The sequence below is a fragment of the Robbsia andropogonis genome (assembly GCF_034047095.1).
GTDB lineage: Bacteria > Pseudomonadota > Gammaproteobacteria > Burkholderiales > Burkholderiaceae > Robbsia > Robbsia andropogonis.
The window spans coordinates 1,527,120-1,546,821 of record NZ_CP139170.1; the positions used below are offsets into that span (position 1 = coordinate 1,527,120).

At 60.4% G+C, this 19,702-nt stretch carries 10 protein-coding genes and 1 pseudogene; 5 read left to right on the forward strand and 6 right to left on the reverse strand.

Annotated features, from left to right (window positions below):
- Positions 1 to 188 precede the first annotated feature (188 nt).
- Positions 189 to 1,907, forward strand: coding sequence for a DEAD/DEAH box helicase (locus tag SJQ66_RS20240; RefSeq protein ID WP_024902154.1), 1,719 nt, complete (start codon positions 189 to 191; stop codon positions 1,905 to 1,907).
- Between the two features lie 260 nt (positions 1,908 to 2,167).
- On the opposite strand, the pseudogene gluQRS reads toward SJQ66_RS20240, so the two are convergent.
- A pseudogene (gene gluQRS / locus SJQ66_RS20245) lies at positions 2,168 to 3,010 on the reverse strand (tRNA glutamyl-Q(34) synthetase GluQRS); the annotation flags it as partial.
- A gap of 34 nt (positions 3,011 to 3,044) precedes the next feature.
- Positions 3,045 to 3,821, reverse strand: coding sequence for a sulfurtransferase (locus SJQ66_RS20250; protein ID WP_024902156.1), 777 nt, complete (start codon positions 3,819 to 3,821; stop codon positions 3,045 to 3,047).
- 162 nt (positions 3,822 to 3,983) lie between these two features.
- Here SJQ66_RS20250 and dnaE point away from each other — a divergent pair, with 162 nt between their 5' ends.
- Both dnaE and SJQ66_RS20260 read left to right on the forward strand, forming a co-directional pair.
- Positions 3,984 to 7,712 carry a DNA polymerase III subunit alpha gene (gene dnaE, locus SJQ66_RS20255; RefSeq protein WP_320535234.1) on the forward strand — a complete coding sequence of 1,243 codons (3,729 nt, stop codon included), beginning with the start codon at positions 3,984 to 3,986 and terminating at the stop codon, positions 7,710 to 7,712.
- Between the two features lie 26 nt (positions 7,713 to 7,738).
- Complete coding sequence (locus tag SJQ66_RS20260; protein WP_024902158.1) at positions 7,739 to 8,896, forward strand: glycosyltransferase family 4 protein; 1,158 nt, start codon at positions 7,739 to 7,741, stop codon at positions 8,894 to 8,896.
- 4 nt (positions 8,897 to 8,900) lie between these two features.
- Here SJQ66_RS20260 and SJQ66_RS20265 read toward each other — a convergent pair whose 3' ends face one another.
- Both SJQ66_RS20265 and SJQ66_RS20270 read right to left on the reverse strand, forming a co-directional pair.
- A complete protein-coding gene (locus SJQ66_RS20265) occupies positions 8,901 to 9,803 on the reverse strand; it encodes a glycosyltransferase family 2 protein (protein ID WP_082102609.1) in 903 nt (300 codons plus the stop codon).
- Between the two features lie 19 nt (positions 9,804 to 9,822).
- Positions 9,823 to 11,349 (reverse strand): O-antigen ligase family protein, encoded by a 1,527-nt coding sequence (locus SJQ66_RS20270; RefSeq protein WP_046152889.1) that lies wholly within the window; start codon positions 11,347 to 11,349, stop codon positions 9,823 to 9,825.
- 250 nt (positions 11,350 to 11,599) lie between these two features.
- Between SJQ66_RS20270 and msbA the strand changes: the two genes are divergently transcribed.
- Both msbA and SJQ66_RS20280 read left to right on the forward strand, forming a co-directional pair.
- Positions 11,600 to 13,405 carry a lipid A export permease/ATP-binding protein MsbA gene (gene msbA, locus SJQ66_RS20275; RefSeq protein ID WP_320535235.1) on the forward strand — a complete coding sequence of 602 codons (1,806 nt, stop codon included), beginning with the start codon at positions 11,600 to 11,602 and terminating at the stop codon, positions 13,403 to 13,405.
- Positions 13,406 to 13,739: 334 nt separating this feature from the next.
- Complete coding sequence (locus SJQ66_RS20280; RefSeq protein ID WP_320535236.1) at positions 13,740 to 17,396, forward strand: hypothetical protein; 3,657 nt, start codon at positions 13,740 to 13,742, stop codon at positions 17,394 to 17,396.
- Positions 17,397 to 17,582: 186 nt separating this feature from the next.
- Here SJQ66_RS20280 and SJQ66_RS20285 read toward each other — a convergent pair whose 3' ends face one another.
- Entirely contained in the window at positions 17,583 to 18,530 is a 948-nt protein-coding gene (locus SJQ66_RS20285; RefSeq protein WP_024902163.1) for an ABC transporter substrate-binding protein, read from the reverse strand.
- Positions 18,531 to 18,648: 118 nt separating this feature from the next.
- Complete coding sequence (locus SJQ66_RS20290; protein WP_024902164.1) at positions 18,649 to 19,683, reverse strand: ABC transporter permease subunit; 1,035 nt, start codon at positions 19,681 to 19,683, stop codon at positions 18,649 to 18,651.
- Positions 19,684 to 19,702 lie beyond the last annotated feature (19 nt).

Consider the following 19,702-nt stretch of genomic DNA (forward strand, 5'->3'; position numbering starts at 1 on the left):
CCCCGCGCGCAAGTATTTGAAATTCCCGGTGTTACAATAGCCTCCATGTGCCGCATGCCACCGGCATGCCCGCGGCCGTCCACCAGGACAGCGCGCGATTTTGATGATTTCAGGGCCGGCGCCGATCTTTTCACGCTTCGACTGTGAAGCGTCGTTGATCCACCGCTGACCGCCCTATACCTATTTCCATGTCCGAGTCAGGAATTTTTCCGGTTCACGGCAGCGGCGAGAACGCCACGCCGTCCGAGACCGATAACACGAACGCCGCATCCGCATCGTTTGTAAAGGCCGCTCCGTCCACGGTTGCTCCTCCACCAGAGACGGGTACCGAACTGCCTGCCAGTCCGGCCGCGGATGACGTGGCGCCAGTGATCTCGCACGTTGGGGACGTGGTGGAAACCGTCCCGGCGGTGGTGCCCGATGCGGTGACGTTCGCAACGTTCGGCTTGCATCCGAAACTGCTCCAGGCGGTGACCGAGCAAGGCTACACGAAGCCCACGCCGATCCAGGCGCGCGCGATCCCGGTGGTGCTGACGGGCAGCGACCTGATGGGCGCGGCGCAGACGGGTACCGGCAAGACGGCCAGTTTCTCGTTGCCGATCATCCAGCGGTTGATGCCGCAGGCGAACAACAGCACCTCTCCCGCGCGCCATCCGGTGCGCGCGTTGATCCTGACGCCGACGCGTGAGCTCGCGGACCAGGTGGCGGACAATGTCGCGGCCTATGCAAAGCATACGGACCTGCGCAGTCTTGTTGTGTTCGGCGGTATCGACATGCAGGGCCAGGCGCAGGCACTGCGAGGCGGTGTCGAGATCCTGGTGGCAACGCCGGGTCGCCTGCTTGATCACGTGCAGCAGCGTAATGTGCAATTGGGCCAGGTACAGATGCTGGTGCTGGACGAGGCGGACCGGATGCTCGACATGGGCTTCCTGCCCGACCTGCAGCGCATCCTGAATCTGTTGCCTGAAAACCGCCAGACCTTGTTGTTTTCAGCAACCTTTTCGAACGATATCAAGAAGCTGGCGTCGACTTACCTGCGTAATCCGACGACGATCGAAGTGGCGCGTAATGCGACCGCATCGACGGTCCGCCAAATACTGTTCGAGGTGGACGAAGCGGACAAGCCGCGGGCGGTGACGCAGTTGATCCGCGCGCGCGATCTGAAGCAGGTCATTGTGTTCTGCAACAGTAAGCTGGGAGCGGGTCGTCTGGCGCGGACCCTCGAGCATGACGGCATCGTTGCTTCGGCGATCCACGGCGATAAGTCACAGAGCGAACGCATGCAGGCGCTGGAAGCGTTCAAGAAAGGCTCGTTGGCGGTCTTGGTCGCCACCGACGTGGCGGCACGTGGACTGGATGTGACCGATTTGCCCGCGGTTATCAACTACGATTTGCCGTTCAATGCGGAAGATTATGTGCACCGGATTGGCCGCACCGGTCGCGCCGGTGCGTCGGGCGACGCGTTGTCTTTGTGTTCGAGCAAGGATCTCCGCCTGCTCGCGGACATTGAAAAAATGATTGGACGTCCGCTCCAACGCGAGACGCTCATGCTGCCCGCATCGCCTGCGCGTGAGCGCGGTGATCGATCACCGCGCGATGGCCGAGCGAGCAGTCTGCGCGAACCCCGTGACGGCGCCGATGCCCATTCGCGCCGCGAGGGTGCGTCTGGGCATCAAGGCCGTGGCCTCTACGGGGATGGGTCGGGCCGTGGGACGGATCGTCGTCCGCGACGTCACGCTCCCATCGACGACATCTTCACTCGGCCGTATGAGCCGATGGTGAAGCCAACGGATGCATCCAGTGCAACAGCGTCTGACGCGTCGCTGGATCACGGCAAGCGCACCACCGCGAAGCGGCCGCTGGCGGCCTTGCTCGGCGGCCTGGGTATGCCGCGCAAGCCGGACTGATCGGCGCTTCGCCGCCGGGTTCCGATCCATTTCGCGGATGCGGGCTGCAACGCCCCTTCTGATCACGCCGAGGGGGAAGGCATTGGGGGGGGTGTCTCCCCGGATGACCTTGGTATTGCCACGACGGTAGCACCTCCGAAGCGTTGTCGCCATGCGATAACGGCTTCGTCCAGTAGACGCGTTCGACCCTCCGCCATAATTGCTTCAGCATGGGGTGGCGTGTTCGCGTTCCATTCCTCTAGCAACGGTATCGTCGGCAAGCCCATTTCCTGCTGTAGAAAACGCAATGCGTCGCGTAATGCCGCATCAATGCCGGTGGCGTCTCGCGGTAGCGCCTCGGCACCTGTTTGCTTGCTCAATTTCTCGCCGCGTGCGTCGTTCAGCACTGGCACATGAAGATAACGTGGCGTGGGGACGCCCAGACATTGCTGCAGGTAGATCTGCCGGGGCGTGGAATCGAGCAGGTCGGCGCCTCGGACCACATCGGTCACACCGGCGGCCGCATCGTCGACAACGACTGCCAATTGATAGGCCCACAACCCGTCGCCACGCCGCAGCGCGAAGTCGCCAACCTCGGCGGCGAGATCCTGTGACTGCGCGCCATGCCAACGGTCGACGAAGTGAAAGCATGCCGCGGTGCCTTCCGGTACGCGCAAGCGCCAGGTACGCGGCGCGCGACCATGCAAGCCATGGCGGCATGTACCCGGATAAGCCAGCGTTGCGTGTCGATGGCGCGTGTCATGGTGCGCCAGCGCATCCGCGATCTCGCGTCGGGTGCAGCCGCAGGGATAAAGCAGGCCGCTCGCGCGCAATTGCGCAAACGCGGTTTCATAGGCCTGGTCGCGATCGTGCTGCCATACTGGCGGGGCGTCGGCGTGCAGCCCGTAGGCGGCCAGCGTGGCGAGGATGTCGTCGGCGGCACCAGGGACGCTGCGCGGTTGATCGACGTCCTCGATGCGCACCAGCCAGGTGCCGTCGTGTGATTTTGCATCAAGCCAACTGGCAAGCGCGCTGATCAGTGAACCGGCGTGCAATGGCCCTGTCGGGGAAGGGGCGAAGCGTCCACAATAGGGGCGCGGCGCGGTAGACCGCGATGACGGCATGCGGGCCCCCGGCACGCCGTCATCGCGGTGCGGATTACTGTTCGAATGCATCCGAGGTTGCCGCTGCGCGGGAGACGGGTTGCAGTGCCGGCGTCAGCGCTTCCCGCTCATCGAAGACAAAGCAGGCGCCGTTGTAATGCGCGCCGCCGACGTGTTCGAAATAACCGAGAATGCCGCCTTCAAGCTGGTACACGTCATTGATGCCGTTGTTAGCCATATGAATCGCAGCCTTTTCGCAGCGAATACCACCAGTACAGAAAGAGACGACCGTTTTGCCGTCGAAGGTGTCCCGATGCGTCTCTACCGCGTCCGGGAAGTCACCGAATTTCTCCAGTCGCCAGTCGATCGCGCCCTCGAACGTGCCGTGATCGATTTCAAAGCCGTTACGCGTGTCTAGCAGGACCACGGGCCGGCCGTTGTCGTCGTGTCCGCGATCGAGCCAGGTGCGTAACGTCTCAGGCGACACGGACGGTGCACGACCGGCTTCGGGGCGAATCGTTGGGTGCCGCATCGTAATGATTTCACGCTTCAGCTTGACCCGCATTTTTCCAAAAGGCGGATGTTCCGAAAGGCTTGTCTTGAACGTCAACGGCGTGAGACGGCCTTCGAACAGCGGATCGTCGCGCAGGTAGCCGATCAGGGCATCCGTCTGCGGCTGCGCGCCGGCGATAAAAAGATTGATGCCCTCGGGGGACAGCAGGATCGTGCCGCGCAGTTGCAAGGCATCACAGCGTTCGCGCAGCGGCGCGCGCCATGCGGCGGGGTCCGGAATGGACACAAAGAGATAGCCGGCGAGGTTGACGGTACGCATCGGTAAGAAGCAGTAAACGGGGTTCAATTCGACATTATCTCGCAACAAGACCACGCATGGGATCGGATTGGAGCCCTACGCGCTGTCCCGGCGTCGGTACGCCACGCGCGCATCACGCTGAAAGTATGTTCCGGTGATGTGCCGGCAGGTACAATACGCGCTATGTCAGAACCTCGTTTTATTCATCTCCGCCTCCACTCCGAATATTCGATCGCAGACGGTATCGTCCGCCTCGATGACGCGATCGCTGCTGCCGCGAAAGACGGCCAGGGCGCGCTCGCGCTGACGGATCTCAGCAACGCGTTCGGTCTCGTTCGCTTCTACAAGGCCGCGCGCAGTGCGGGTGTCAAGCCGATTGCTGGCGCCGACGTCTGGATCACGAATCCGGCCGATCGGGACAAGCCGCATCGGCTGCTGCTCCTGGTACGCAATCGGCAGGGATATCTGAACCTGTGTGAGCTGCTGTCACGAGGCTCACTGACGAACCAGTATAAAGGCCGTGCCGAGATCAGGTCGGAATGGCTGGCGAACGGTTTTGCCGAGGGTCTGCTGGCGTTGTCCGGCGCGCAGGGCGGCGATATCGGGGCGGCGTTTGCCGCGGGCAATCCCGAGGCGGCGCGGCGTTGCGCGACATATTGGCAAACGGTGTTTCCGGATGCGTTTTATATTGAATTGCAGCGTGCCGGACAGCCAGGCGAGCAATCGTACATCGCCCAGGCGCTCGCCCTTGCCGCCTCGCTTAATCTGCCCGTTGTCGCCACGCACCCGGTGCAGTTCATGACGCCGGACGATTTCACGGCGCATGAGGCACGTGTCTGCATCTCGGAAGGCGATCTGCTGGCGAATCCAAAGCGCGGCAAACGCTTTACGCAGACACAGTATTTCCAGACGCAGGCCGCTATGGCGGCGTTGTTCGCCGATTTGCCGTCCGCGCTCGACAATACGGTTGAAATCGCCAAGCGGTGTAATCTGACACTCGAACTCGGCAAACCGAAGCTGCCGCTGTTCCCTACCCCCGATGGCGTGTCTCTCGACGACTTTCTCGTGGCGGAGTCGCGCGCGGGCCTAGAAAAGCGGCTGGCGTTCCTGTATCCAGATGAAGCGCGGCGTGAATCCGAGCGCCCGCGCTATGCGGCGCGTCTCGAATTCGAGGCGAATACCATCATCAAGATGGGCTTTCCGGGTTACTTCCTGATCGTTGCGGACTTCATCAATTGGGCGAAGACCAACGGCGTGCCGGTGGGACCGGGTCGAGGATCGGGTGCGGGTTCGCTGGTCGCGTACGCGTTGGGGATCACGGACCTCGATCCCCTCGAATACAACCTGCTGTTCGAGCGGTTCCTGAATCCGGAGCGGGTATCGATGCCCGACTTCGACATCGATTTCTGCCAGGAAGGCCGCGATCGTGTGATTCAGTATGTCAAGCGCAAGTACGGTGCCGACGCGGTGTCGCAGATCGCCACTTTCGGGACGATGGCGGCAAAGGCCGCCGTGCGCGACATCGGGCGGGTGCTGGATCTCGGCTACAACTTCACCGATAGCGTCGCCAAGCTGATACCGTTCAAGCCGGGCAAGCACGTCACGCTAGAAGACGCGATGAAGGAAGAGCCGCAATTGGCCGAGCGGTATGACGCGGAAGAAGAGGTGCGCCAGCTGTTCGACCTTGCCCAGCGCGTCGAAGGACTGACCCGAAATGTCGGCATGCATGCGGGCGGCGTCTTGATCGCGCCGGGCAAGCTGACGGATTTTTGCCCGCTTTACACGCAGGGCCCCGCCGGCGAAGGCGAGGAGAGCGGGGTCGTCAGCCAATACGACAAGGATGACGTCGAAGCGGTGGGGTTGGTCAAGTTCGACTTCCTGGGTCTGACCACGCTGACCATCCTGGATTGGGCAGAGCGCTATATCCGCCGACTCGACCCGTCGAAGGCAGATTGGTCGTTGGCACAGGTGCCGCTGACGGACCCTGCGTCGTTCCATATCCTGAAAAAGGCGAATACGGTCGCCGTATTCCAGCTGGAAAGCCGCGGCATGCAGGGCATGCTGAAAGATGCGCAGCCGGACCGTTTCGAGGACATCATCGCGCTGGTGGCGCTGTATCGTCCGGGCCCGATGGATCTGATTCCGAGTTTCTGCGCCCGAAAACACGGTCGCGAGAATGTCGATTACCCGGACCCACGCGTGGAGTCCGTGCTCAAGGAGACCTATGGGATCATGGTCTACCAGGAGCAGGTGATGCAGATGGCGCAGATCATCGGAGGCTACTCGCTGGGTGGCGCCGATCTGCTGCGTCGGGCGATGGGGAAGAAGAAGGCCGAGGAGATGGCGGAGCATCGGGCATTGTTTGCCGATGGTGCCGCGAAAAACGGCCTGAGCGCGGAAAAGGCCGGTGAAATTTTCGATTTGATGGAAAAGTTCGCCGGCTACGGTTTCAACAAGTCGCATGCCGCCGCCTATGCCTTGCTGGCCTATTACACGGCATGGTTGAAGGCGCACCATCCGGCCGAATTCATGGCGGCCAATATGAGCCTCGCGATGGACGACACCGATAAGGTGAAGATCCTGTACGAGGACTGCATCAGCGCCACGAACAACTTGAAGGTGCTCCCGCCGGACATCAACCTTTCCGCCTATCGCTTTGAGCCTGTCGCGGAGGCGCAGGACGCGGATGGCAAGCTGCAACGGTCGCGAACCATTCGATACGGTCTGGGTGCGATCAAGGGTAGCGGGCAAAACGCCATCGAGGAAATTATCCGTGCGCGTGATGAACGGCCGTTCCGCGATCTGTTCGATTTCTGCGAGCGCGTGGACCGACGCGTCGTCAATCGTCGAACCGTTGAAACGTTGATCCGCGCGGGCGCCTTCGATGCATTGCACGACAACCGGGCGCAGCTACTGGCTTCCGTCCCGTTGGCGATGGAAGCCGCCGATCAGGCGGCGGCCAACGCCTTGCAGGTTGGGTTGTTCGATCTGGGCGGGGAAGCGCCGCCGCACGAACTGATTAAAACCGCGCCATGGAACGACAAGCGCCGCTTGCAGGAAGAGAAGTCATCGCTTGGCTTCTACTTGTCGGGGCATTTGTTCGACGCGTACAAGACGGAGGCGCGTCGGTTCACGCGTCAGACCATCGGCGAGTTGACCGAAGGGCGCGACAAGATCATTGCCGGGATCATCGTCAGCTTGCGTACCCAGATGACGCAACGTGGAAAAATGGTGGTGGCGCTGCTCGATGACACCACCGGTCAGTGCGAAATCACGATTTTTAACGAGCTTTTCGACGCAAATCGTGAACTGTTGAAAGAAGACGAGTTGCTGGTGGTCAGCGGCACTGCACGCAATGACGCATTCACGGGTGGTCTTCGCTTTACCGCGGAGTCGTTGATGGATCTCGAGCGCGCACGAAGCCGCTATGCCCGGGCAGTACGCCTGTCGGTGCGTGGTATCGGCGCCGCAGGCGAAGCATGCAGCATCGGTGGCAAATGCACCACAGTGGTGAATGGCGAGGTGGGAAGTCGATCGGGGAGCGGAAACGTGCAGCCGACCGCGGACATCGCACGTCTGAAGGATATTCTTGTCACCTATCGCGCGCCCGACATGATGGTCACGGCAACAGAGGGTACGTTCGCCAAGGCGGATGCAGGCGGCTATCGAGCCGGTGGGAATGGGTTGGGTGGCAGGCAGGGGGGCGGCTTTGGTGGCGGGGCGGGACGTGGCCGACAGTCGCGCGATGTTGCGCCGGCGCGCACGGGTTTGCGGGTTGAGATACGCTATGTAGGCAAAGACGCTTATACGGAGCTGGCGCTCGGCCACGCGTGGTGCGTGAAACCGAACGATGAATTGATGTCGGCGCTGGCGGTGGCATTCGGCCGGGATGCAGCGGAAATATCCTATTGACCCCCTCTCGGATCCGCGAGGCACGCATGAATATTGCAATCGCATGCAACGCTTTCAAACAAAGCGGTGGGCTTGAACGTTATGCGTTGGACGTGGTGCGCGGGTTGAATCGCGCAAACGTTCGACCGATCGTCTTCGCGCGCAGCTTTGATGACAGGCTCCTTCGCGAGTGCGCCGTGGACCCTGTGCCGATCAATGTGCGATGGCTGCCCGGGAAGCTACGTGACCAATTTTTCGCCCGCCGCGTTGCTGCGCTGCGACAGCAATATCGGGTCGATCTTCTGATCGGTGTCAATCGGACCGACTGTGCTGAAATTGCGATTTGCGGTGGCACGCATCGGGGCTATCTGCGCTCGCTCGATCGAGAGCCAACGTGGAGCGATCGACGGCAGATCGCCCTAGAGTCGTCACAATACGCCCACGCCCATACGGTGGTTGCCCACTCGGAAATGATGGCGCACGAACTCCGTAGTCTCTATGGTATGCCGGATGAGAAGGTCAAGGTGCTTTATCCGCCGGTCGATCAAGTAAATTTCCGAACCCTCGATAGCGTGGCGGGGCAAGCCGAACGTCAGGCTTGGCGCGCCCGGCATGGCATTGGTGACGACAAGATTGTCTTCCTGTTTCCCTCGAATAGCCACCACCGCAAGGGCTATGCTCGCCTTGCCGCGTTTTTTGCGAAAACCTCGCTGCCAATTGTGCTGGCGGTGGTGGGCCGACCGATACCGGACACATCCGACGCCATCCGGTATCTCGGTTATGCATCGGATATCGCGGAAGCCTACCGCGCCGCGGACGTGACGATCCTGGCATCCCGTTACGAACCTTTCGGCCTGGTCGGTGTCGAATCGTTATTATGCGGTACGCCGGTTGTGCTGGATCGCCGTATCGCATGTACCGAGGTGTTGCCATCGTCCGATTGCTACGTCTTCGATGGTGACATTCCGGATGATCTGGCGCGCGCGGTCACCGCGGCAATGCAGCGATGCCTCGCCCGTCGCACGAAGGTGCGTGATATGGATACCCAGGCATCGTTGGACGATTCGACAAGCCTGCCGGTGGGATATGACCCCAATATCGATCAGCACGTCGCCGCCTTGCTGTCCTTGATTCCGCCGCGTCGACATACTCCTGTGGGGCATCACGGTGAATCGAACGCATTCCGGCCACGTGCCACCGCTTGACGTACTAAGACATCGACTTTTTATCGTCTTTCAGTTTGGGCACGCTCTCCGCGCTGGGGTCGATGCCGGACGCATCGGGATGAACAGGCGACCTGACCGCGATCAGTTGCTCGCGTAAGCGCAGGAAACGATAGAAAACCGTCTGCGCGTTCATTACCGCAATCGTCAGTCCCGCGCCGCCATCGAGAAATCCTCGCTTCAAAAGATAGGTACGGGTGAAGGCCCACACCGCGCGCCACCACGCTTTGCCGATGCTCGGTGGGCGTGCCCCCGGCGCACGTTCGAAACGTTGGCGAGCGCCTTCCGCTGCGTATTGGTCGATCTTTCGTAATACGGTGTCGACATTGTCATAGCTGAAGTGCAGCAATTCGCCATCGAGCGTCCGGACAGGGGCGTCGTACAGCAAGCGCTCGTGTACACGGTCGTCGGAAAAACAGGCATTTCCACGCCGGAATACGCGCGGGATGACGTCAGGACGCCACCCGGAATGCTGAATCCATTGGCCGCAAAACGACGACACGCGATCCAGTGCATAAACAACAGGCGGCGCGTTGTCCGGTACCTCCATCGTGGAGTGGACGGACTGACAGTGTTGCTGTAACGAAGCGCGGAGCGTCTCAGAGACGATTTCATCGGCATCGAGGAGGAGAATCCAGTCGGTTGCGAGTAAAGCAATCGCGCGGTTCTTCTGTACCCCAAAGCCTGGCCAGTCCGGGGCCGTGATCACGCGTGCGCCACGGGTCCTGGCGATGTCCACGGTGTCGTCGGTACTCGATTGATCCAGCAGGACGATATCATCGGCGAAGTCAATCGCGTCCAGGCAGGCGGCAAGGTGCCGTGCAGCGTTACGGGTAATCAGCGCCACACCTAACGTGCTGCGTTCCGGTGCGCTCGCGGGCACTTCCATCGGTGGCGTCGGCATCGGCTTACCGGGGGTGTCGCGAGGATTCGACAGCACCAGCGTCGTGCGCGGCATCGCTATCGTGATAGGCCTGCACGGCGGTGAAGCGCCCCTCGCGATCACTGCCGGAATGGGCGATTTTTTCGAGGGTCGCGGTCATCGTCGTTCGCGCCACGGCGAGGAAGACAGCTGTCATGAAGACAAATATGGCGGTTTCCATCGAAATGATGAACATCGTCTCGGTCAACCCGAAGATGAGGTAGGAGAGTGGCGTGACCACGCCCATGGCCATGACGCATCGGACCTGACGAAATCGCGCATCCAGCAGCCAGCGCAGGCATGTCGCAAACGGCACGAGATACAGACATAACAATCCCAGGCCCCCGAAAGCGCCCGCCGTCGACAAGGCGAACAACATGTCGTTATGCGAATGTGGCAATCCGAGCAGCACGTCTGGAACCCGTCTGGCATGAACCATTTCGTTCAGCACGGGTATGAACTGATCGGTGCCAATGCCAAAAAGAGGATGCGCGGCGAACATCATCACGGAGGCGTGCCATACTTCGAAACGGATGCCGACGGGTGTGTCGAAGTGGTCGTAATGCAGAAATACCGCGATGTTGGAGAACGCCTCCGTCAGTCGCGGCCAGGCATGCCAGACACCGAGCGCTATCAGCGCGAGGATGGCGGCCGCAAGTCCGGCGCGTTGCACCCGAGCGTAGGTTGACGACGCGTGCGTACCGCTGCCGCCCTGATGCTCCGCATCACGGGAGCCAAGTGCCGCCAGCGCATACCAGCACAGCAAGCCAAGGAAAGGAATCGTCAACCAGCCGCCACGAGAGCCGCTTGCGATCGAACCACCCAGGGCCAACGCGAACGCAAGCAGTTTGAGTGTGTTTTCCACGAAGACGAGCCAAGGGCGGCGCTGATCCGCCAGCGTCCACCCAAGCGTCAGCAGGGAGAGGAAGCCGAACATCAAGGCGATATCGCTATACGGGATCGTATTGATCAGACCGATCTGCGCGACCCGGTCGACACCGTAATTCAGATAGATCTCACGGCTACCGCCGGCGATCGCCCCAGCGATCAGCCCCCATTGAAGGTGACGGACATGCTTCGCGCCAAGACGGCAGGCACAGGCCATGCAGGGGCCGAGCAGTGCGAAGCGTAACGGCAAGTCGAGATTGCGGGGCACCCATTGCCCACGCGCAAGCTCGCTGGCAACTGCGGCCGTGAATGGCAGGCAACCCAGGATCGCGATGTGCAGCAACGAGGGTCGCGTGAGTGAACCGATGTCCTTGCTCACAAGCATGGGCAGGCTGAACAGCCCGATGAGCGAGAACAGGAAAAGGCCGCCATTGGCCGCGCCTGGAATGTTCAGACTGGCGGCAGGGTAAAGCGTCGCCAGCACCAGCAAAATGATTGGTAAGGTCTGAGGCACGATGCGGCCAATTGTCGACGTGTGTCTACCGCGTTTGCCTTCGTATCGGTCGGCCGCGCTCCGCGATGTACGCTCTCTGGCATCGGCGGCGCGCGCGGGATCGCTCGTCAAAAATACGCCGGCAGGCGGAACGGGGAGCGTTTGGGGACTAGTCGCGGGCGAGTTCCGCGACGCCGAGCGAGGCAATAGAGAGGTTGTTTTACGGATCATGCGTTGGTCTGTTATCCACACCAAGTGTAGCATGGGCGTAATACGCGCAGCGCGCCGCATTACCGCATGGGATTGCGCTGATAGGGGTGACCGATATAATGGGCCTCCTTTTGTTTGGCGCGTGCCGCGGCACGCGCGCTGGCCGACACCGATGACTACAAGCGCCTCATCTCCCGCCCGTAGCGCCACGGCAAAACCCATTGCGAACACCGCCGTGTTCCGCCGCCTGCGAAGCTACGTGCGCCCGCATCTGGCCGTCCTGATCGGGGCAGCCTTGGCGATGGGCCTGGTTGCCGCGAGTGAGGCGGGCATTCCGTGGTTGCTGAAGCCGTTAGTGGACAACGGGTTTGGCGACACCAAGGGTGCGCTTTCCAAATGGGCCATTCCGATCGCCGTGGTTGTATTGGCGTTGGTGCGTGGGGCGGCGCAATATGCGTCCGGCTATCTGCTGAATCGGATCAGCACCCAAATACTGCTGAAATTGCGTCAGGAAATGTTCGAGAAGATGCTGCACGCGCGTGTTGCATTTTTCCAACGTGAGACGGCCAGCACGATCATCAACGCAATCGTGTTCGAGGTGAACAACATCCTCAATACGCTCAGCGGGGTCATGGTCACGTTGGTGCGTGACTCGATGACAGTGCTGTGCCTGCTCGGACTGCTGTTCTATCGGAACTGGCAATTGACGTTGATCATCGCGGTCATTCTGCCGGTGATCGCGTGGCTCGTCCGGAGGATCAACCGTCGCTTACGGCGTCTGAACCGTGACTTTCAAACGCAGACCAATCAACTGTCCTATATCGTCGAGGAGACCGTCGGGGGCTACAAGGTTGTCAAGGTCCATAACGGGGAAGCCTACGAAATGGACCGCTTTCGCGAAATGAGCAAGATCCTGCGTGGCTACGCCATGCGCATGGCGGTAACCGGCGGGCTGGCGCAGCCGATCACGCAATTCATTGCGTCGATCGCACTCGCGGTGGTGTTGGCGATCGCGATGATCCAATCCGCGCACGACCAGACCACAGTGGGCGGCTTCGTGTCGTTTGTGACGGCGATGCTGCTGATCATCTCGCCGCTGAAGCACCTGACGGATGTGAACCAGCCGCTGCAGAAGGGGATGACGGCTGCAGAATTGATCTTCGGCCTGATCGACGAACCGCCGGAGACATCGGGTGGCGACAAACCGCTGATACGATCCGGTGGCGCCGTTCGCTTCGAGCGGGTGGGATTCCGCTATGGCGAGACGGTCCGTCCGGTGTTATCGGACATCACCTTCGAGGCGCGTCCAGGCGAGATGATCGCGCTCGTGGGGCCATCCGGCAGCGGTAAGACGACATTAGTGAACCTGTTGCCGCGTTTCTTCGATGCAACGGAAGGCACGATCTCGATCGATGGCGAGCCGATCAACCAGTATCGCCTGGCGGACCTACGCAGGCAAATCGCTTTCGTCAGCCAGGATGTCGTGTTGTTCAACGACACGATCGCGGCGAATGTCGCCTATGGTCAGGAAATCGACGTCCCGCGCGTTGAAGCCGCATTGGCCGCGGCGAACCTGACCGAGGCCGTTGCCGGTTGGCCGGAAGGGCTCAGGACGCAGGTGGGTGACAACGGCATGCGCCTGTCGGGTGGTCAACGGCAGCGACTGGCCATCGCGCGGGCAATCTACAAGGATGCCCCGATTCTCATCCTCGACGAGGCGACATCGGCGCTGGATTCGGAATCGGAACGCCATGTCCAGGTTGCGCTCGAGAAATTAATGGAAGGGCGCACGACGCTGGTGATCGCACACCGTCTGTCGACCATCGAACGGGCCGACCGCATTCTGGTCATGGAAGCCGGACGCCTGGTGGAAGAGGGCAGTCACGCCGAGCTACTGCGCAAGGATGGCCTGTACGCAACGCTGCATCGTATCCAGTATGAACGTGCCGGCGACATGGCTGCCGCTTCCGCGGACTGACTGCCTGAAGCGGAGGTTCGACGGTTCACCACATCGGTAGCATGGCGACCGAGGCCCCTTAGCGCATCTTCACGAAGGCAGACGGCTTCAGAGAGAGTCACTTGATCACTGCTTCGTTTTTTTAAAAATAAGGATAACGAAATAAAATAAGAGGTAAAGCGCGCCATGAATCTGGAAACCCGGCGCTGCCCTTGAGACAAGAATCCGGTTTCCCGCAATCCGACCGAATGGAAGACTACGCAACCTTTGGCGCATGTCTTATTGTTTGTAAGTAACAAAGCGTGCGATGGCGTGTACGCCGCCAGAACTGTCGATCACACTATAGGAGCAACATATGGGCGCGATCCAGTCGCATCTCTGTCCTGGGCGCGATAATCCCGTGGTTCCTAGGCCGCGGTCATCCGGTTCAGTTGCCGCGGAGAACGCGCGCGTGCAGATGTCGATGGCGGAGGGTGAACGGTCGGACGATGCGGAAAACCGCCTTGTCGGCGCGCGGGCGCGGGCCGAAGATGAGAAAACGATGTTCTGCAGCGTTGCCCCGAACGACGATGAGGTATGGCTGCAGGAAGGGCGTGACCTTCTCCATCTCTGGCAATGGCATGAACGCCAAGGTCACGGCCATGCCACTGGCCACCGATCGCGACGAGAAAACTGGCGGGCACCCGCGCTTTTGCTGGCGGCATCTGGTCCGCACTTGTCTGATCTGTTCAATATACCGATCGTGGCGTTGAATGAAACGTCTCGTCACGAAGCATCGGTCCCGCTCCAGGGATTACAGTTTTCGGGTGTGCAGGAGGAGTCCTCGCCTGGAGGAAGCGTCATTGAAGTGCTGAGCTATCTTCGCAACGTGACCGCCAATATGGATCCGGGCTTCATGACGCCAACCGATGAAGCGGCGTTTGAATCGGATACGGTTGAGATGATGACGGTACCTGACCTTTGGCCTGCGAATGCCACCCAGTCGAGCGTGTCGCCCGTGGAGCAAGAAGATGTCTCAACATCGTCATTCGCCAATGAGGAGGCAAGCACACCATCCGTTATTGACTTCTTAGATGACAGCAATGTCACCGTTTCACCCGCGCATTTTCCGGATATGGTGAATGGTAGCGCGTGGGGGCCATTAACGGCGTTGGCGTCTTTTTGGGATGAGGCCGACGATGCCGAGGAACCCGGCATGGACGATGATCTGTACCCTGAGATCTTCACGGAGAAGCAGCAGAATGTCCATCCGGTGCCTAGTAATGGATCGATCTTTCGAGAGAACGACGATCATTTGTCGGGAAACGTCACGGCGGCAGAAACACTGCTGGATGATGCGCCGTATATATTGTCGTTGGTTAGCAACAGCGGTTCCGCAGTCGAATTCGATGCTGCTATCCAAAGCGTTCCAGCGCTGCGTTGCGATCTACGCAGCCGTTATCGACGAGTGATCGGCCTGGTGGATCAACTGGCCACCTACGTCGCGGCCCAGGATCAAGCGAGTGAAGACCGGATTAAGTCTATTGGCTTGACGGAGCTGATGCGGGCCGTGGACGTTGCGTCCAATACGACCTCGTCACCGATGCGGGAAAATGCGATGGTTGAGGGGGGGCGGAGTGGTGCTACGGAGCCGATTACGCTTGCGTCTGCGCCGGATTTTGCAAGCAACCTGACACAGGCGATACCCGACAGATCGATGTGCGATCAAGTCGCGTTCGCTTTAACGAATGACGTACGCTTCACGCGCAATCTACTGGAGGCGATCCGGGACGAAATACATCGGGGAGTTAGCCTGATCAGTGATGCTGTCTTGGATCTGCGTCTTGCCGGGTGGAGGCCGCATCGCGGCGAAGAGGGTGCGAGATCGCTATCCTTGGCGCACTTTACCGAAGCGGCATTGGCCGCCTTTCGACAAACCCGCCTCGCCAAGACCGCAGACTTGGTTGATGCAACGGAGCAGGCTCTGGCCGAGCGTGCCCTCGACTTGTTAAGCGATGGTGCCGGGGAACGCTTTGATACAGCGTCAGGGAATGACGAGAGGAACGCGACGCAGCATCTCGAATTGCGGCAACGCTATGCCGCGAACTTGCTTGTCATGCGGTTCGACATGGTTCACTGGCTTGGCGTTGATGACGACCATTTCCTGGGCCAATTACTACGCTATATCGTGAAGTTGAAACCGGAGCCGGTGTGGGAGGCGTCGGATCGATTGCCTACTACCGGTGCGTTGCTTCGTTATGTCGCGGCATTGAGCGACGCTTATGAGGAAAAGCAACGAGCCATGCAAGCGATATCGTTTTTACCGATGAAGTATTACCGTGCGCGGTGTTTCGAAGAAGGGACCAAGCATCTGCGCGTCAAGCGTCTGTGGAATCCGATACCGCTTCGTGACCGGATACGGTCCGCTGTCTATCGCCGTTGCTTTTTCTCGACGGACCCCCATTATCGCGTTCAATATCATCGGCAATTCACGCTCTATCGTGAACGCGACGCCGAGCGTCATGCGCTTTACCTGGCGGAGACCCTATTGCAGCGCGGTGGTATCCACCCGCTTCTCTGGCGCAGTCAGGGGCATGTCTATGATCTGTCGTATGACAGGCGCGAACGAAAAGAAAAACTAAATGCCTTGCCTTACCACGTGCTCACGCACCAGTGGCGAGCAACGGTGGTGCGTTTCGATGGTACGGCGCTCATCGTTTGTAAAAGCAAAGAAGATCCCAATTCGCTTGCCGTGTCACTCCTGACAGAGGATGGGGAATGTCAGCAACAATTAAACGCGCTTTCAAAACCGCGTCGCTTTCCGTTAAGAAATCAGCTTGCAATGGTGGCGCACACCGGGAAATTGGCGCTAGGATGGTTGCCCGAGCGCGATGGTAGACGCCGGTTAGCGTACGAATGGCATCTGGTTATCGCGAGCCGTTCGTCAGAGGAATCGTCCGGAATGCCGGAACGTGTCAATGCCACCGCTTCCGGGACCCCGTCCAGGCCGACATCAACGACCAGTATCCTGACGGAATTGCAGACTGCCGCGACGGGTGTGCTCCGGGAGTATGTCGATTCATTCGAGCGAGACCAATACACGCCTGGAAGTGCGGAGTGGCTGGAGAATTGGCTGCCGTTTTATAATGCGATAGAAATGGAGCGTGGCACGGACACCTATCGTGTGCGCTGGCGTCGCGTAGCGCTTGATACGCTTGAGGTCGTCGCCGTATTGGCGATGTTTGGCTTGCCTGTAAAGGCCATTGGTAACGCTGCACTAAAAGCTGGCCGCGCGGCCATTCAATCTGCCAGAAGAGCACGCTTGCTTCCCTTGGCGCGAGCGTATCAGGTAATGCGCAGCGCTTTGCCGCATTTGCGCAGGTTGTCCCGACCAGCGCGGCACTGGGCAAACCGATTGAGATTAGGCGTTCGTCGCGGCAGTAATGACGCATGGCGCTCAATGCGACGTCTATATTGGGATCGCGCTGCGGCATGGTCGCTTGCGGGCAGAGCGCGTGCGCCGGCCTTGACCCCGACACCGCTGAGGCGAATCGATCAGATCTATCTCTCCTATATACAAAGAGTATTTGATAGCCATGTCGGCATGCGGGCGATGATCCGTCAACCTGCCGGCATGTGTCACGACGCGGCTCTTTTGGGGCGTGAATTGATACGCCGCGACTCACTACGCGTGTCGTATCGCGGTGTGTTGATTTGGCGGGAAGGCATCGCACAACCGGCAAATCACGTTGTCATGGTGATAAAAAGGGGCGGTCAGACGTATGTGCTTGATCCAACCGCTGCGCAATTCAGGCGTTTCAGCGCCAGTTTCGAGAACGCGCTTTATGCTACTGATACGCAATGGCAAGCCATGTATCGGCACGGCTTCTATAATGAAGTCGTCAAGTTCTCCGATTTCAAAGCGCTTGCGCAAACCGAGCGACTGTTCGGAACCGTCCCACGTGCGGTTGGTGAATCTCTGCCGTCCAGCACGACCTTGGTAGCGCCAACCTGGTACCGTGCAAGGGTATAAGTGTGCGTCAGCATGCCATGCACCATGCACCATGCACCATGCACCATGTGACGTCTGCCGTCTGCCGGCCGTCCGGAGAAGGCGCTTCGACACGCCGCTTTTTCCCAAGGGACGCGGCACTTTGATGCGATCGGGCTTGCTGACCCGATCGTGAATTACGGCGCGCGGCGCCGCGAGTCAGGCGTGTCAGTGCGAACTCCAGCCCTTGTAGCTATTCACGTTGTCGCGCGTGACCAGCACCGGATCGAGCAGGATCGTCGGATTGTCCGGCTTCTTGCCGTTCATGATGCCGTAGCCGATGGATACGGCTTTCTTTGCCATGGCGAACGGATCCTGGCTGGCGGATGCTTGCACGAGCGTATTCGACTTCAGGGCGGCCTCGATGTCCGGCGCACCATCTACCGATGTGATGACAATGCCGTTGCGATTGAATTGCTTCGCGGCGAGGTCACTCCCGATCGCTTGCGGATCATTGATCGTGAACACGCCGTCGAGCTTCGGAAAGCGCGTCAGGTAACCTTGCATCGCGGCCATCCCACCTTCGCGCGATCCTTTCCCATCCTGATCGGAAGACAGGATCTTGATGCCGGGGATCTTCGCCAACACGCTCTTGCAACCATTCACGCGATCGGTGACCGCCGATACCTGCGGGCCGTTCTCGATGACGACATTGCCTTTGCCGCCGATCTTCTTCGCCAGGTAGTCACACGCCATCGCGCCGGCCTTGACGTTGTCGGTCTCCACGGTCGCATCGGCACCTGCGGCCGCGACGTCCACGGCAATCACCGGAATGCCGGCCGCCTGCGCTTTCTTCACGGCCGGCTCGATCGCCTTTGGATCGGAGGCATTGAGCAGGATCAGGTCGACATGCGCGGAGATGAAGTTGTCGATTTGCGTGAACTGTTTGTTGAGGTCGTAGTCGGCGGACACCGCGGTGATTTTCGCGTTCGGGTTGATCGCCTTCGCCTCGGCTTCCGCACCCTTGACCACCGTCACGAAGTACGGATTGCCGAGCGAGCCGACGGTGATACCGATCAACTTCAGCGGCTTGTCCGCGGCATGCGCGGCGCATGCCGAGACAGCAAGTGCGCACGCGAGGCCTGTTTGAAGGGCTTTGATCTTGAACTGGAACATGTCGTGTTGTCTCCGTTGGGTCCCGTTGGTCGAGAAGCGCGCGAGGACCCGCGCGCGCTCCGGTGTGCAGGCTGCCCGGATCAGGGGGAAGTTCTACCGGACAGCGGGCCGTGGCCTATCAGGTGCGTGCGGAACCGCTCTGGCGATAGCGGTCCAGCGCGACGGCGCCGATGATGACAAGGCCTTTGATAATGTACTGCCAGATGTCCGATACGCCCAGCAGCACGAGGCCGTTCGACAGTACCGCGATGATCAGTGCGCCGATCAGCGTGCCGACGATCGAGCCGACACCGCCGACAAAGCTGGTGCCGCCGAGAATCACCGCGGCGATGGCATCGAGTTCATATGATTGGCCGAGCTGGAGGCCATTGGCTGCGTAAAGGCGGGCAGCGGACATCAGCGCGCCGAGGCCGGCAAGCAGCCCGGAAGCGGCATACACGAACAGTTCGATGCCCCGCACGTTGATACCGGACAGACGTGCGGCTTCGCGGTTGCCGCCGACCGAATAGATGCGCATGCCAAGCACTGTACGGCGCAAGATGAACCACGACAAGGCGACCACCGCCAGCGCGATCACGACGAGCCACGGCACGCCCAGGATCGCGCCGTTACCAATAAAGGCGAACGGGAGATGGGCGTTGAAGATCGTCGTGTCGTCCGCCATCAGCCGGGCAATGCCGCGCACGGCGGTCAGTGAGCCCAGCGTGACGATAAACGGCGGCAGACGCAGGAACGTGATCAATGCGCCGTTGACGAGGCCGAACAGGAGGCCAACGAGCAGGGCGACGGGAACGCCGACCCATCCCAGACCGGGAAGGTTCGACGCCAGCAGCGCACCGACCGCCGCCGCCGCCAGGATCGAACCGACGGACAGGTCGATGCCGCCCGTGAGGATGACGAAAGTCATGCCGGCGGCAAGCACGATGTTGATCGATGCCTGCTGGGCGACGATCGACAAATTCTGCATGGTCGCAAAACTGTCGGTCATGAAGCCGAAGCCGATGCAGAGCAGTAGCAGCACCGGCAACATTCCGGCCGTGCGCATCAGTGATTGCATGCGGGCACGGCGGTCAGCGCCGCGGGTCTGCGTGCCGGGCGTTGCTGCGGGAGTAGCGGCCGCGGTGGCCAGGTCGCGCTGGTGAGGTTGGTTCATGTCGTTGTCCTGTATCTTG